The sequence below is a fragment of the Microscilla marina ATCC 23134 genome (assembly GCF_000169175.1).
Lineage (GTDB): Bacteria > Bacteroidota > Bacteroidia > Cytophagales > Microscillaceae > Microscilla > Microscilla marina.
In genome coordinates, this window is sequence record NZ_AAWS01000014.1 from 200169 (window position 1) to 214019 (window position 13851).

Genomic DNA, 13851 nt, shown 5'->3' on the forward strand with positions numbered 1-13851 from the left:
TCCGCCATACATGGTAGGCAAAAATACTAGGTTGGTTAATAGATAATACTAAAGAGGAGCCTGTTTAAGTACTTGACTATAAGTGTATTGTATTGGAATGCTTTTTTTTGGGAAAGTGCTTGTAAATTTTCAGGTTGTGTATTGCAACTAATGCCATTGAAACCTTAAAAAGAGCAGTAAACCGAGAAGATAGCTGGTAGAACAATGGTGCACCTTTGGGTGGTATAGGTAGTATAGCATTAATCTTTGTTACCACCTGTAATTGTACTTTTTTTGATACTTGTGTTATTTTTTAGGTTATAAATAGTAATAAAATCATCCTTACTTTTATTAGCAGGCATAATGCCAGGCACTAAAAACATTTCCAGTTGATAATCACTAAACCATTTCACATACCCGTTTTGCAAGTTATTTTCATAAACGGTTTTGTTACTTTGGGTCTCAAAAACAAAAAAATCAACTGTCTTTTGGGTTGATTTGACACTATTCCCTTTCTCTTTTTTGTAGCAAAGCACATAACTTTTACCAGGGCTGGGTATGTAGTGAGCAGATGCTCCGTATTTTTCTTCTCCTAATTTCTTCAAAGTCGCATTTTTTGGGTCGTCGTTTTTATTGGCAGAGGTACTTTTACATTGAAAAAAGAATAAGCCAAATAAGGTCACTAATGTAAGTAATAAATAAATACGCATAAGATAGATAAAAATTTAAACTGATAATTGAGTCGTAGCGCTTGCATAACCAGCCTCCCCTGTCGGGCATATAAGTAAAGTTAGTCAAAAAAATATCCCTGATGGCATAGATTTGAAAAGACTTGATCTATAAAATACCCTGTCTAACAATTGTAAAAGATGGCCAAAAAATAGCGTTGAATCCACCAGAGAATCTGAATGTATATAATGATCGTTATTAGGTGGCAGTTTTAATGGTTGCCAGGGCTGTAAAGCTGGCTTGGGTTGCTTCAGGGGACTGTTTGTCCAAAGAATAGATTATCTGTGAGCAATTCGAGTATTTATATTATATTTGTACAATGTTTTGTAAAAAGCATTAGTAATAGTAGATGTACCTGTTTTCTGTTTCCTGACAAAAAACCATTGCATGCTTTAACATCATTGTTGGGAAATAGACTGGGTAAATCTTAACTTTATTCTCTCTTGGTTGTGAAATTATAGGGAGGTTGTCAACATTTTTGAAACTTTTTATACGGATGAAATACAAACGCATACTTCTAAAACTAAGTGGGGAAGCATTGGCAGGTGAAAATCAAACCGGTATCGATGCCCAACGTCTTGAACAATACGCTCAGGAAATAGAAAAGGTAGTGCAGGAAGGCATTGAAGTTGCCATTGTGATCGGAGGAGGAAATATCTTTCGTGGCGTTGAAACTGTAGGTACCGGTATTGACCGTGTACAAGGTGACTACATGGGAATGTTGGCAACTGTAATCAATGGAATGGCTTTGCAGAGTTCTCTCGAAAGTCATGGGTTATTCACCCGATTAATGTCAGGAATCAAAATGGAACAGGTATGTGAACCATTTATCAAGCGTAGAGCTGTACGGCACCTGGAAAAAGGCAGGGTAGTGATATTTGGTGCGGGTATTGGTAGTCCGTATTTTACAACCGACTCAGCCGCAAGTTTGCGTGCGATTGAGATTGAGGCTGATGTGGTGCTAAAAGGCACTAAAGTAGATGGGGTGTATACCGCAGACCCCGAAACAGACTTGAATGCTACTCGTTTTTCTAACATTTCTTTTGAAGAAGTTTATAGCAAAGGACTCAATGTAATGGATATGACCGCATTTACCCTATGTAAAGAAAACGGTTTACCTATCATTGTTTTTGATATGAATACACCCGGTAACCTCTTGAAAGTTGTCAAAGGAGAGGAAGTCGGAACGCTTATTTCGGTAGATTAAGAAAGCAAACACTGGTATTGAAAAGTACCAGTGTTTGTTTCTATAGATCAGTGTAAACAAAAATAACTTTAAAATGGAAGAAGAGATACAAATGTATTTGGCAGAAGCCAAAGAGCTGATGGACAAAGCAGTGCAACATACCAACCACGAGCTAAATAAAATTAGAGCTGGTAAAGCAATGCCTAACATGCTTGATTCTATTCAGGTAGATTACTATGGGGCGCCTACTCCCTTAAATCAGGTAGCTTCTGTAACTGCACCTGATGCTCGTACATTAATGATTAGGCCTTTCGAAAAAAGTGTGATTGCTGGTATTGAAAAGGCGATTCGTGACAGCGACTTGGGTTTGAACCCTCAAAACGATGGCGAAAACATTCGCATCAATATTCCTGCACTTACCGAAGAACGCAGAAAACAACTGGTAAAGCAGGTAAAACAAGAAATTGAAAGCGGTAAAGTAAGCATTCGCAATGTGCGCAAAGACACCAATAACTCTTTGAAAGACTTGCAAAAAGAAGGCGCTTCAGAAGATGAAGTAAAACGTGCCGAAGAGTCTGTACAAAAACTCACCAATGATTTTACAAACAAGGTAGACGATCTGTACGAAAAGAAAGAAACTGAACTAATGACTGTATAATTGCAAAGGTTGTTATGACGTATCAAATAAAAAAAACCTGCAGAGTTTGAATCAAACCTGCAGGTTTTTTTATGTAATAGAATTTCTTGTCAAAGTATAACCTTATTCGTCGTCTGAGCCTTTGCTGCGTTTTTTGTCTACTTTACGCGGCTTGGGCATCATCCATTTGGTTTCTCGTGAGTTGTACTGTAGTTTGTTAGAACGGTTTCTTTTATAAGCCGGTGGGTTGACATTTCGTCTGCTAAACCCTCTCTTGAGTCGTCTTTTGCTGTAGTTGGCTGTTCTGCGGAAACTACGTGAGCGAGGAGCCCGATAAGAAGTTACTGAAGAACTACGCGGGGTATGAGGCCCTCTTCGACGCAGGCGATGGGTAGTCTTACCCATAAAAGACGATATTTTGCGGGCTTTTCGTGCCCGGTGAGCCTTTACGTTGACATAACGCATTCTTCCTCTAAACGAGCTTGCGTTGCCACGTCGCGATGCAATAGAGCTCCTTTTAGCTCTATAACTCATCACTCCTGATAGGCGTTTACTGCGTGCTGACATCTTTTTTCTTGATGACTTGCGCAACGTATAATTGCCTGTAAATTGGCTAAGTTTTTTAGGATTGTTTTTGCCACGGGCCTTTAGACGGTGTATGGCAAGAGAACGTTTGTTTCTTCGGCTTTTACTTACCCGGATATTACCCGTATAATTGGTCGTTTTTCGGTCATTTTGTTTTTTTACCTTTGTCCGAAAGCGAGAACGGTTTGGGTTTTTAAGTGTACGGTTATCTTCTTGCGCTACGCCCGAAAACCACCCGCCAGCCATCAGACTGAGAGTAACCAGGAGTTGTACGCTTCGTTTAAAAAATTTTTCTTGGACAGACATCGTTAATTTGGGTTAGATTACCCCAAGCCACCAAGGGTGGGGTATGTTTTTGTTAGTAACCTCGCAAGCCACGGTTAGACCTAGGATCTTTTTTAAAACCACGATGAGTACGTGTTTTATTCTTTTTGCCTTTTCTTCTCATTACCCTTTTGCTTTTCTTTACCAAGCCTGTTCTTTTGTCTCTTTTTACGCGTATGTAGGCTTGTTGCTTATCTAGTATTTTAAGGCTTTGTTTGCGTAGCTCAGCTGGAGTTTTTCCTCCGCTTTCAAACACTCTTACAGTTCCTCCGGCGGGACGTTCATAAGCAGGACATTGCGACCTTTGTGAACAAGAGGATACAAGTATACCTAATGTAATGATGAAGAAGTAAGTTCGTAGAAGTTTTTGAGCTAACATGACGGGGTGTTGTTTTAAAATAATGTGTTGTTCTAATAACGTTACATTACTCATGAACGTATATAATCCCCGCCAAGTTAGTGATTTTCACTGATTATTAAAAATTTAACAAGGTGTTCACCTTGTCTTTTATGCGCTCTTTAGGCAAGTATATTTGCTCAAGAGGGGCAGCAAAGGGCACCGGAGTATCAAGGCTTCCTTCACGCATTACAGGAGCATCTAAGTGTTGAAAACAATGCTCTGCGATCCAGGCAGCAATCTCTGCTCCAATCCCCCCTGTTATGTTATCCTCGTGAGCGACAATTACTTTACCAGTTTTCTTTACTGTGGCTTCTACTGCTTCCTTGTCCCAGGGGAGCAGGGTACGCAAGTCCAAAATCTCTACTGTTTCGGGGTGGTCAGGAAACAACTCAGCGGCAATTTGTTTTGCCCAGTGTACTCCCATACCATAAGTAATGATAGACACATCTTCACCTTTTTGTACTACCCGTGCTTTGCCTATAGGCAAGGTGTAATAATCGTCAGGAATGTCTTCAGTAATAGAACGATACAAGGCTTTGTGCTCAAAATACATCACCGGGTTAGGTTCTTCAATAGAGGCGGTAAGCAAGCCTTTGGCATCGTAAGGGGTAGATGGGTACACAATTTTGAGCCCTGGAGTGTGAAAAAACCAAGCCTCGTTTGATTGAGAGTGAAACGGGCCTGCCCCTACGCCCGCACCAGTAGGCATACGCACTACTACGTCAGCGTTTTGCCCCCAGCGGTAATGTACCTTGGCAAGATTATTTACGATTTGGTTAAACCCACAAGTCACAAAATCTGCAAACTGCATTTCTACAATTGCTTTGTATTTTTTGACCGAAAGCCCCAAGCCAATGCCTACAATGGCCGACTCGCACAAAGGCGTATTACGTACCCGTCCTTTGCCAAACTGTTCGACAAAGCCTTGGGTAATTTTAAATACTCCTCCATACTCTGCAATGTCTTGCCCCATAATGACCGAGTTGGGGTACTGTTCCATAGCTTGTCGCAAACCGTCAGATACCGCATCTACAAAGCGTTTTGGGTTCATTACTTTGTTTTTGGGAGGCGTAGGGGTAAACTCATAAGGTGCATACAAGTCGGCTTCTTCGGTGGCAACAGATGCCTCTGGCAATGGTTCTGCATAAGCAGTGGCAAGCCCTTCATCGATCTCTTTTTTGATGTACTCTCTGATTTCTTCGATGATGTGATCGTTGAGTACTCCCTGGCGTTTCAAAAAGGTTTCGTAGTTGATCACTGGGTCTTTTTTCGCCCAGGCATCCATAAGGTGTTTGGGTACATACTTGGTGCCCGAAGCTTCTTCGTGCCCTCTCATTCTAAAAGTAAGGGCTTCTATAAGAATAGGGCGAGGGTCTTGGCGCAACTCGCTGGCATAATGGCGTACTGTACTGTATACCTCCAGTAAGTTGTTGCCATCTACCTGTACTGCTTCCATTCCATACCCTATGCCCTTGTCTTTGAGCCATTCGCATTTGTATTGTTCATTTACAGGGGTTGATAAACCATAGCCATTATTTTCTATCATAAAAATAATGGGAAGGTTCCAAACTGCCGCCACATTCAATGCTTCATGAAACTCACCTTCACTGGTACCTCCATCGCCACTAAAGGCAATGGTTACTTTTTTGTCGTTGTTAAGCAAATCTGCCAGCGCCAAACCGCTTCCTACCGATAGTTGTGGACCCAAGTGCGAGATCATACCAATGATATGGTGCTCGTTGCTGCCAAAGTGAAATGAACGGTCGCGCCCTTTGGTAAAGCCTAGGTCTTTGCCTTGAAACTGGGCAAACAAACGCTCTAAAGGAATACCACGAGATGTAAACACACCTAAGTTGCGGTGCATAGGCAATATGTAGTCGTCGGGCTCTAGCGCAAGTGTGCTACCTACAGCGATGGCTTCCTGGCCAATGCCTGAAAACCATTTACTGATTTTGCCCTGGCGCAGTAAAATCAGCATTTTCTCCTCGATCATTCGAGGTTTTAAAATGTATTTATAAAAATCTAAAAGTAAGTCGTCTTTGTATTTCTTTCGGTCAAATTTCATTTGCTGATAAATTTTCAAAAGTTTTGATAGACCTTCTGGTGCTACCTCTATTACATTTAAATAAAGGTGCTGAAGAAGCTTTGTTGACTAAAGTGTTGGTTTACTACAAGCTCTAAGAGCTGTTTGTGGTTTGTGCCACCGTTGAAGTTTTGAGAACCAGTGCAAAATAGATTATAAAAAAGACCATATACAAACTTTTGTAATTGGTATTTTGGTGGGAGGGGCAAATGTCTGGTGTTTAGGTAAAGTGATATTAATCAGAGAAATTGTTCAATTAAGAGGAAGGGGCTATAAGTAGCGGTAAAACATACGTTGGCAATGAAAAGTTTTTGTAGCATATGCCCTTATGCAAGGTTGTTTTCAAGGCCACTTTCTTAGGTAAATTTACCATACTCAATTGTGTGTCAAATACAGGCTAAAGGAAGGCATTCGCTATTTCTATTTCATTTTTACCTGTACTTAGACTGATTATATATAGGCATTGTCTGTGGTTTGTTTCAAACCTATTGCCTAAATTTGAGTTATAATATCATGTAAAGCTAAGGCAATTAGCCAAACATAAGCAAGGGACATATAATCCTGCATGCAATAAGGGTATTTACACACTCCCTTAAACAATTGTATTATTTTTTTGACACTAAACCTTATACCGATATGAAAGATTTAGTAAGACTAAAAACCTCTTTAGCAGAGGACATGGAATCGATTCTAAACGACCAAATAAAAATAGAAAGTAATTCATCAGCTAAGTATTTAGCTATGGCCTCTTGGTGTGCCGAGAAAGGCTTCGAAAAAGCCACTACTTTTTTTATGACTCAAGCCGACGAAGAGCGTTCGCATATGTTAAGAATTTTTAACTATATCATTGAGCGCGGAGGCAAAGCAGTATCACCAGAAATAAGTAATGTGCGTCACGAGTATGATTCATTGCGTGAGCTTTGCGAAACTGCCCTAGAGCAAGAAATCAGCGTAAGCAACGCGATCAACCGAGTGGTAGAAGCGGCTCGCAAGACCAACGATTATGCTACAGATAATTTTATGCAGTGGTTTGTAAATGAGCAGATAGAGGAAGAAGCCATTGCTCGTCGTATTGTAGAGTTGTTTGAAATTATTGGTGAAGACGGCGTTGGTTTGTTTACCATCGACAAACAAATTGGTCAGGTACGCGAACAGCACGGTAACTAATAAGACCAATTAAAAAGATAAATGAAGAAGCCCCTGACAACTCAGGGGCTTTTTTTGTGAGGTTATGCTTTAGGTAAAACTACAAAAATAACCTAATCCACTGAATTTCGTCTCTGACCGTTGTACTTCTTCAAAAAATAGTTCCGTAGCTAATGCTACGCAAAGATTTTTTTCATCGTCCAATCAGAGATTCCGCAAGGCGGAACAAACAGATACTGCCTTCTTTTGGATTACTTTATTTTTTCCATTGTACTAGGTATTTTAAAGGGTTTCTTCTTTCCTTTACTTTTAGGCTTTATTAGTTTGCCAAACAACTTGACTACCTTGTCGTTGTTTACTTGCCCATACCATTTGTTTTTGGGCATAATGCCTACCAATGGTGCCATTTTACAATTGCCCGAACAAGCAGTTCTTATGATTTGTACCTCATCTTTTTTGCCTGCGCTTCGGGTCATTGCCCGCAGGCTTTTATAATGATTATTGCCACCCTTGCTGCCACATTTGCTTCCTGTGCAAACCAAAACAGTTTTAGGGGGAAGATTTAATTTATTGCTCATATCAATAGAAGTTGTTATGCTGATTTGTACGAAATACTATGTTGTATTTTGAAGTGGGCAAAGCAGTTACCTTACCTGGTTTCGTTTTATAGCATCAGCATTGTGTTTAAACTTATTCCTCATCCTGTATTTATAAGCTTTAATGAGTACTTGTTATCCTATAATGGTCGTATATAGAGTATATTACAAAAGTAATAGGTACAGGTTAAAAACAAATTTGGGGTGTACAAAATGACTACAAAACTATACTTTTTATTACTGCTAGTGGGCTTATATATGACTGGCTTGTCTGCATTGGCTCAGAAAAACGACAATAGTAAAAACGACTTTGCTTTAGAATCAATCGATAACGATTTTGGAGAGTTTAGGGTGATAGCTACCAATAACAAAAGGAGGGGGGTATTTTTTTTTCAACGGTTTACTTTGTTTGATCAAATAAATGTGATTCCTAAAAGCTATGTGGTGTTATTACACAAAAGCGGAGCTACTGTCGAAATTAATAAAGCAGGTACTTATGCTATAAAGTTGCTAAAGGCACAATTACTTGCTTACGCCAAAGCTCATCCCCAGTACCCAATTAATCTCAAAGTTGAGAACCCTCAAAAAAGCTCTTATAAGCATCACTATTACTATCATTGGGGCAAACGTTGTCCTGAGCCGCCCGTAGGCATCTTACTGCCATCAAAACTGAAGGTTTTGTCTCGTGAACTGAGTTTTGCCTGGTACGATGAACACACCAAAGACAGCTCCAAAGCAAGGTATGAGGTGGTCATCACCGATATGATGGGGGAGGAATTGTTAAAGGTGAAATCATCTAAAAGGCATATTACTTTGAGTTTAAGCCAGGCAAAGAGCATTTATAAATATCATATTATAAAGTTGAAGTTATTAGGGAGCGATGGGGAGGGAGGCTGCGATGGGGATGCAGTGATGGCAGAGTATGTAAATAATGAAAGTATGAGCATTGCCTATCGACAGTTTAAACTAAAAAACCAGTTAACCAAGTCTCCGCTTATTGCCGTGTTCAACGAAATGTTTTTCTGGAACAAAAAACACTTTTATTTAGAAGTGAATGAGCTTTGGCGCAAGCTCGTGAAAAAATACCCCAAACATCCAGTTTTAGCAATAGCTTATCAACATTTTAAAGTAACTTATCGCCTGCAAAGAGTACCAGAGACTAAGACGAAAAAGTAAATGCAACTATCAACCAAAAAAACAAGTTGGTATTGATCAGAGCAGGCTTCAAAGTATTTTATGCTTTTGAAAGAATCCCACTTAAAAAAACTAAAACATTGATTGTATGGATAGCCAAAGTATAGAAGCTTATTTTGAAAAAATACTTCAGATAAAAAACCAGCGTAAAGGTTTGAGTCAGTCAGAGCTGAAAGAAATAGCCCTGGATTTGGGAATGTCGGAAGCGGAGTGGCGCGAAGTGCAAAATGTGGCACGAGGGCACATAGAGCGAGGGTATAATTTTTTGGAACACCAAAACGAAGACGATGCACAAAAAGAGTTTGAGCAAGCGTTGCTGGTGTTTCCCGACGATGCCCCTGCGTTGTATGGCGTGGCACACATCCACGAACGGCGGTTTATGGCAAAGGGCAAGGCTGCCGACAAAGAAACCGCCCTGAAGTATGCCCATGCAGCTTTGCAAACCGACCCGGCACATACCGAAGCAGCGCGGTTGATTAGCTACCTCAAAGACCAAAAGCCGATTACGACCTGGCACAAGGTGCGCAAACCAGTATTTTTATTGTTGGTGTTGGCTGTGTTGGCAGGGGTGGTGTACAAATATCAAGGGAAGATTAAAACCGAAATAGACCACATCAAAGAAGCCTTTCAAGCACGCAAAGGAGCACAGTTTGTGTTGCATGAGGTGTATTTCGAGTCGGGTAGCACCGAACTACACGATGCCAGGTCGGAGGAAGAATTGATGCGATTGGTCAGTTTTTTAAAGAAGCATCCTAAACTAAAGGGTGAAATAGCCGGACATACCGACAATACCGGGCGGGCGGCTGCCAACTTACAAATTTCTACCCAACGGGCTTATTCGGTATACAAATACCTGACAAAAAACGGGGTGAAACCTGCCCAACTGATCTATAGAGGCTATGGGGCTACTCGCCCAAAGTTTCCGAATAACAACCCGGTCAATCGCCGAAAAAACCGCAGAATTGAGTTTAAGATTTTGAAAGTAAGATAAAGCTGTAAGCAACAAGTCGCAAGTCGTGCCCTGTTTTACTGTGTTGGGTTTATTGCAATAAACTGCTGTAGATTTGGTTCATAGGTAACAACTCATAGTATAACTTATTTTCAGTGAAGTACCGAGGCAGAATGAAATATATCTAATGAGTAGGCATAAAAGCCATATTATGAGCGACTTACCCTTACTTATAGCTAATTACTTATCGCTACTTAGTGAGAACTGTTGTATGGATACCTACCGCCAACATTGTACTAAAAACGAATGTTACGCACTTTCCTCAAAAGGCTTGTCAGATGGCTATATTTCGCTGCGATGCATTGCGAAACAATATAGAGCCATCTGACAGTATAACCATTAGAGGTACTGGATTTGCCTAACTCCAGCTAATAAGCAGGATAGCGTTCTTGCACCCCACACAAAAAGGCAAGGCTACATTAAATGCAGCATCCGGGCTACAAACTGCCCGTGTTCGTTGTAGTTGCCCCAAATTTTGCCACCCGCCCTATAATAATCGTCAAAGTCTTGCTCGCTCCAATCGAGCACCAATACCGCCTTGCCGTATTCAAACCCTACCTCGTATTTGTCAATGCCCCTTGCCTTGGCTATACGGTGTGCTTTGGTGGCACTGGTAACCAGAGGACGCAAAAACGAAGGGCGTATGTTGTAGTCGTTGGGTTCGGGAGGGGGCAAAGGGGGCGGGCAAAACAGCAACTCTACCCCCTGCAAGTCTTGTATCAGGGCTTGCTTTAGGCTTTTTATCAGGTCATAGTCAAACACACTATGTGTTTGGTTTTGATACCGCCCGGCATACGCCCAGGCAAGCCGCTCCAGTAGCTCATCTAAATAAAGAATGAATGCCTCCAGGCTGGCAAACCGTGTGGTTACCAGTTGTTGGACTTCTGTAAAGCTGTGATTCATAAGCCTTCGGTGTTTGTCATTAAGTGTAAAAAACGAATCATAAAAACACCCTCGTCCGAAAAACTACCCCAAAGTGCCTGATTTGTATTGTTTTGGTAAGCGGTTACCTCTTTTTGGGTCCAATTGGTGAGCAACACATACTCGTTGTTGAGTTTGGTTACCCTAAAGTCGGTAATGCCCTTTGCTTCAGCTATCTGCAGGGCTTGGGCGGCATTGCTCACCTTGGGCGGATTGCATTGGGGGCTTGTTACTTTGCTGTAGTAAGGCGTTTGAGCGTAGGTTGGGGCTGGATTTTTCAGGGCTAATTTTTTGAGGTCTTGTGTAAGGGCTTGCTTTAGCTGGTAGATAAAATCATAGTCGCCCACCAGCTGATAATTGGCCTGGGCACTGCCTTGGTAAGCCCACATCATCCGGCTCAATATGCCGTCGAACAGGTCTTTCATTTCGTCTAAGCTGCCAAAGGTTTCGGCAAGTTGTTGTAGGGCGCTTGCCTCGCAATTTGAGTGGTTGTTTGGGTTGTTTTTGGTCATTGTTGTACAATATAAAGGGTTAGAGTTTTGGCGTGTCTTTGTGTTCTTCGGGACGTTGATAAAGCCTGAGTTCTTCGAAAAGCTTGTCGTGCTTTTCTTCCAGTTTACCATAGTCTTGCCTAAGGTCTTTGTAGCGTAGTTCGAGCTCTCCGGTGAGTATTTGCCGCATCACGTCATCGCACCAAACTGCAAAACGTGGGTTTATCCATCGGGCAAAAGGTACCGCCAAAAAAGGGTGAAAATAGGTGCCTTGAGTGATGTGTAATTTTTGCACATCACTTTCATTGTCGGTGTGTAATTTTTGCATATCGGTAAAGTTCCCCTTCATGGTTTTTATAAAGTCATCTTCATCTTTACCATAATATTCGCACATAGCAGCTACATACTCAGTAAACTGTTTGGAACGAGTATAAAGTCTTATGTCTTTGTCAAAGGCTTTAGCTGTTTGGGTGGCATTTATCCAACCATCGGAGGTAAAAATCAGCTCTTTACCTAAATAGGTTTTTTGCAGTTGATTATTCATTGAATGAAAGTGTTAGATTAAGTCCTTTTGTAGACTTTAATGTCTTTTTGTTTCAAAATTAATCAACAAAATGGTTTTTGCAAATATATTTGTAGACAAATAAATCCTTTCGTTGTTTAAATCGGCAATAAGTTGAATTTTTGTGCATGGATTTACCAGAAAGAATCAAGCGTATTAGGGAAGGGCTCAACCTTAAACAACTAGAAGTTGCAGATAGGTTAGGCATTGATAAATCTCAATATAGCAAATGGGAAAAGCGGGGTAAGAAACTGACTGTTGAGCAATTGGAGAGCATTGCTATAGCTCTAGGGGTTGGTTTGAAAGATATACTTTTTGGTCAAGAGGAAATACCTCAGGATACGCAAGACTTTTATAAAAACAAGTTTGAAAAGTCTCAGTTACAAAAAGCTTTTGTTGTTGACAATGTTCTGAAGTTTATTCTCAATATAGACACGCTCTTACAAAAAAAGATGGTCAACTATGCCGTAGGCGAAATACTCCACCCCAGGCAAAAAGATTACCAGGCATTTGTACGGTGTTATTGCGAGCTAGGCAGCGAAGTATTTACCTTGGCTACCTGGCAAAAGCCCATCCGCAAAGAAGCCTCCCATTTTGCCCACCTTGAGCAAAGCGGAGAACACCTGTTTGATGCCCAGCAGCCCAAGCAAGCCAACCAATACAAAGACGCAGCCTTTGCCAACATTCAGCAAAACCACGAACTATGGACAATCAATTTTATCAACTTGACCGGATTCTTTAGGGCGGCTTTTGAGCAAGGAAAGTAGGGGAGGGCTACGTTGAGCTGATAAGTATGTGATAGGCTAAAGTTGACTTTCTTGGCTGCTAAGTTGTGGATGCTCCAACACGTATTCTTCGCCTATGGTTTGGGCAAAGCGGTATTCGAATAAAAAAAGCCCCAAAGCTTTTGAACCTTTGGGCAAAATGATTTTCAGTCATGAGCTATTTATTCGTCTTCATCTATATAGCCGTAGTGCCAATTTTGTTCACTTTCTTTGCTCCAATTAATCATACCATTTAGAACCTTCCACCTTTGCCTTATTGAATAGGTTAGTCAAACGAACCAACTCTTTTTCAGACGATTTACTTGTTACTTGATGAATGTCTGCTACTGCTTGCAAAAAGAGGTGTTTGTTGTCGCCAAGCCATTCTGTTTTGTAGGCATTCATTGCGTTTATTTTGTGATAATCAAATGACTCTATATGCCCTTGCCCTATGAAATTAGCCCAGTAAACTCCTTCGAACATGCCTTGTATTGTTATAGGGTTGTAATACTTGTCGTCCTCCAAATCATAATAGTGGTTTAGTGGATGAATAAAAGCATATTCTGTATTATCTTGTTGATGAACAGTTTTAAATTGTTCTAACAGTAAATCCTGCTTAGGTTTTTCTTCAATTAAATCACTGCTGAAAGTAAATAAAATGCGAGCTCCCATTCCAAAAGCAAGACCTATTTCCCACTCATAAGGGGATGACCCTCCAAGATCAAATCCAAATATGTAATCTTTTTTAGGGATTTTGGCAATCATTTCCTGATACACTTGCTCAGGGTCACTACTATTTATCTTGTATTTTTTATCATTCCAATCTGTTATAATCCATTCAACTTGTTTGATAAAACTGATGTCAAACAATTTTTGCAACATTAGTTGTAATAGCTCTCCATCATCTAATGGTTTGTTGATGGTTTTGGCTTTCCATATAAATTTTTGACTCATAGGTACTATCTGTTTTGAAACTTGACTATTTTATTTTTCCCAGTTATATAGTATATGTTTACATCGAACTTGAGTAAGTTTTTATTATATTCCGCTGCCGCCTTATTTGGCAACAAATAATTAACTTTATCCACTTTTAGCCCATTACTACCCACAACCTTGTTGTTTCTTATGAATATATAATCCTCTAGCTGTTTTTTATGAGTAGGGTTTGTTGATATTCTAACTTTCTCGTCAATATGTTTAAAATCCCATATAGCTTTGCGACTTGCATCATAAGAATCGACTGAC

At 40.5% G+C, this 13851-nt stretch carries 16 protein-coding genes; 6 read left to right on the forward strand and 10 right to left on the reverse strand.

Translation table 11 applies throughout. The features are described from left to right. Positions 1-239: 239 nt before the first annotated feature. Entirely contained in the window at positions 240-689 is a 450-nt protein-coding gene (locus M23134_RS15250) for a hypothetical protein (RefSeq protein WP_002697638.1), read from the reverse strand. Positions 690-1204: 515 nt separating this feature from the next. On the opposite strand from M23134_RS15250, the gene pyrH reads away from it, so the two are divergent. Together pyrH and frr are read left to right on the forward strand one after the other, a co-directional pair. Then, a complete protein-coding gene (gene pyrH, locus M23134_RS15255; protein ID WP_002697640.1) occupies positions 1205-1915 on the forward strand; it encodes a UMP kinase in 711 nt (236 codons plus the stop codon). Positions 1916-1988: 73 nt separating this feature from the next. Next, a complete protein-coding gene (gene frr / locus M23134_RS15260; protein ID WP_002697642.1) occupies positions 1989-2552 on the forward strand; it encodes a ribosome recycling factor in 564 nt (187 codons plus the stop codon). A gap of 102 nt (positions 2553-2654) precedes the next feature. Here the strand turns inward: frr and M23134_RS15265 are convergent, their stop codons facing one another. From M23134_RS15265 to M23134_RS15275, 3 genes are read right to left on the reverse strand one after another with little or no spacing between them, the layout of a single operon-like run. Then, positions 2655-3422: a hypothetical protein gene (locus tag M23134_RS15265; RefSeq protein ID WP_002697645.1), complete on the reverse strand. Its 768-nt coding sequence runs from the start codon at positions 3420-3422 to the stop codon at positions 2655-2657. A gap of 52 nt (positions 3423-3474) precedes the next feature. Next, complete coding sequence (locus M23134_RS15270; protein ID WP_157558498.1) at positions 3475-3873, reverse strand: hypothetical protein; 399 nt, start codon at positions 3871-3873, stop codon at positions 3475-3477. 43 nt (positions 3874-3916) lie between these two features. Further along, positions 3917-5905 carry an alpha-ketoacid dehydrogenase subunit alpha/beta gene (locus tag M23134_RS15275; RefSeq protein WP_045113640.1) on the reverse strand — a complete coding sequence of 663 codons (1989 nt, stop codon included), beginning with the start codon at positions 5903-5905 and terminating at the stop codon, positions 3917-3919. Between the two features lie 654 nt (positions 5906-6559). Between M23134_RS15275 and M23134_RS15280 the strand changes: the two genes are divergently transcribed. Next, positions 6560-7090, forward strand: coding sequence for a ferritin (locus M23134_RS15280; RefSeq protein WP_045113671.1), 531 nt, complete (start codon positions 6560-6562; stop codon positions 7088-7090). 230 nt (positions 7091-7320) lie between these two features. Here M23134_RS15280 and M23134_RS38240 read toward each other — a convergent pair whose 3' ends face one another. Next, the gene (locus M23134_RS38240; RefSeq protein WP_002697649.1) at positions 7321-7647 is read right to left on the reverse strand and encodes a (2Fe-2S) ferredoxin domain-containing protein; all 327 of its coding nucleotides are present in this window, start codon (positions 7645-7647) and stop codon (positions 7321-7323) included. A gap of 231 nt (positions 7648-7878) precedes the next feature. Here M23134_RS38240 and M23134_RS15290 point away from each other — a divergent pair, with 231 nt between their 5' ends. Both M23134_RS15290 and M23134_RS38245 read left to right on the forward strand, forming a co-directional pair. Continuing rightward, positions 7879-8841, forward strand: coding sequence for a hypothetical protein (locus M23134_RS15290; protein WP_002697652.1), 963 nt, complete (start codon positions 7879-7881; stop codon positions 8839-8841). 106 nt (positions 8842-8947) lie between these two features. Next, positions 8948-9850, forward strand: a complete 903-nt coding sequence (locus tag M23134_RS38245) for an OmpA family protein (protein ID WP_002697655.1) — start codon at positions 8948-8950, stop codon at positions 9848-9850. Positions 9851-10282: 432 nt separating this feature from the next. Here the strand turns inward: M23134_RS38245 and M23134_RS15300 are convergent, their stop codons facing one another. Genes M23134_RS15300 through M23134_RS15310 form a run of 3 tightly spaced genes read right to left on the reverse strand, consistent with a single transcriptional unit; the run spans position 10283 to position 11824 of the window. Then, complete coding sequence (locus M23134_RS15300) at positions 10283-10771, reverse strand: hypothetical protein (protein WP_002697656.1); 489 nt, start codon at positions 10769-10771, stop codon at positions 10283-10285. Continuing rightward, on the reverse strand, positions 10768-11301 hold the full coding sequence (locus tag M23134_RS15305; RefSeq protein ID WP_002697657.1) for a hypothetical protein: 534 nt from the start codon (positions 11299-11301) through the stop codon (positions 10768-10770). Before M23134_RS15305 ends, M23134_RS15300 begins: the two co-directional genes overlap by 4 nt. Positions 11302-11320: 19 nt before the next feature. Next, on the reverse strand, positions 11321-11824 hold the full coding sequence (locus M23134_RS15310; RefSeq protein ID WP_002697658.1) for a KilA-N domain-containing protein: 504 nt from the start codon (positions 11822-11824) through the stop codon (positions 11321-11323). Between the two features lie 146 nt (positions 11825-11970). Here M23134_RS15310 and M23134_RS38250 point away from each other — a divergent pair, with 146 nt between their 5' ends. After that, complete coding sequence (locus tag M23134_RS38250; RefSeq protein ID WP_002697659.1) at positions 11971-12609, forward strand: helix-turn-helix domain-containing protein; 639 nt, start codon at positions 11971-11973, stop codon at positions 12607-12609. Between the two features lie 237 nt (positions 12610-12846). Here the strand turns inward: M23134_RS38250 and M23134_RS15320 are convergent, their stop codons facing one another. Then, entirely contained in the window at positions 12847-13560 is a 714-nt protein-coding gene (locus M23134_RS15320; RefSeq protein WP_002697661.1) for a hypothetical protein, read from the reverse strand. A 5-nt stretch (positions 13561-13565) separates the two neighbouring features. Further along, positions 13566-13851, reverse strand: a 286-nt coding sequence (locus tag M23134_RS42095) for a hypothetical protein (protein WP_045113641.1), incomplete at its 5' end; no start/stop codon positions are given.

Bases quoted from the DNA above. Each gene is read 5' to 3' on its own strand.
- M23134_RS15250 (WP_002697638.1), bottom strand. From the start codon at position 689: ATGCGTATTTATTTATTACTTACATTAGTGACCTTATTTGGCTTATTC.
- pyrH (WP_002697640.1), top strand. From the start codon at position 1,205: ATGAAATACAAACGCATACTTCTAAAACTAAGTGGGGAAGCATTGGCA.
- frr (WP_002697642.1), top strand. From the start codon at position 1,989: ATGGAAGAAGAGATACAAATGTATTTGGCAGAAGCCAAAGAGCTGATG.
- M23134_RS15265 (WP_002697645.1), bottom strand. From the start codon at position 3,422: ATGTCTGTCCAAGAAAAATTTTTTAAACGAAGCGTACAACTCCTGGTT.
- M23134_RS15270 (WP_157558498.1), bottom strand. From the start codon at position 3,873: ATGAGTAATGTAACGTTATTAGAACAACACATTATTTTAAAACAACAC.
- M23134_RS15275 (WP_045113640.1), bottom strand. From the start codon at position 5,905: ATGAAATTTGACCGAAAGAAATACAAAGACGACTTACTTTTAGATTTT.
- M23134_RS15280 (WP_045113671.1), top strand. From the start codon at position 6,560: ATGAAAGATTTAGTAAGACTAAAAACCTCTTTAGCAGAGGACATGGAA.
- M23134_RS38240 (WP_002697649.1), bottom strand. From the start codon at position 7,647: ATGAGCAATAAATTAAATCTTCCCCCTAAAACTGTTTTGGTTTGCACA.
- M23134_RS15290 (WP_002697652.1), top strand. From the start codon at position 7,879: ATGACTACAAAACTATACTTTTTATTACTGCTAGTGGGCTTATATATG.
- M23134_RS38245 (WP_002697655.1), top strand. From the start codon at position 8,948: ATGGATAGCCAAAGTATAGAAGCTTATTTTGAAAAAATACTTCAGATA.
- M23134_RS15300 (WP_002697656.1), bottom strand. From the start codon at position 10,771: ATGAATCACAGCTTTACAGAAGTCCAACAACTGGTAACCACACGGTTT.
- M23134_RS15305 (WP_002697657.1), bottom strand. From the start codon at position 11,301: ATGACCAAAAACAACCCAAACAACCACTCAAATTGCGAGGCAAGCGCC.
- M23134_RS15310 (WP_002697658.1), bottom strand. From the start codon at position 11,824: ATGAATAATCAACTGCAAAAAACCTATTTAGGTAAAGAGCTGATTTTT.
- M23134_RS38250 (WP_002697659.1), top strand. From the start codon at position 11,971: ATGGATTTACCAGAAAGAATCAAGCGTATTAGGGAAGGGCTCAACCTT.
- M23134_RS15320 (WP_002697661.1), bottom strand. From the start codon at position 13,560: ATGAGTCAAAAATTTATATGGAAAGCCAAAACCATCAACAAACCATTA.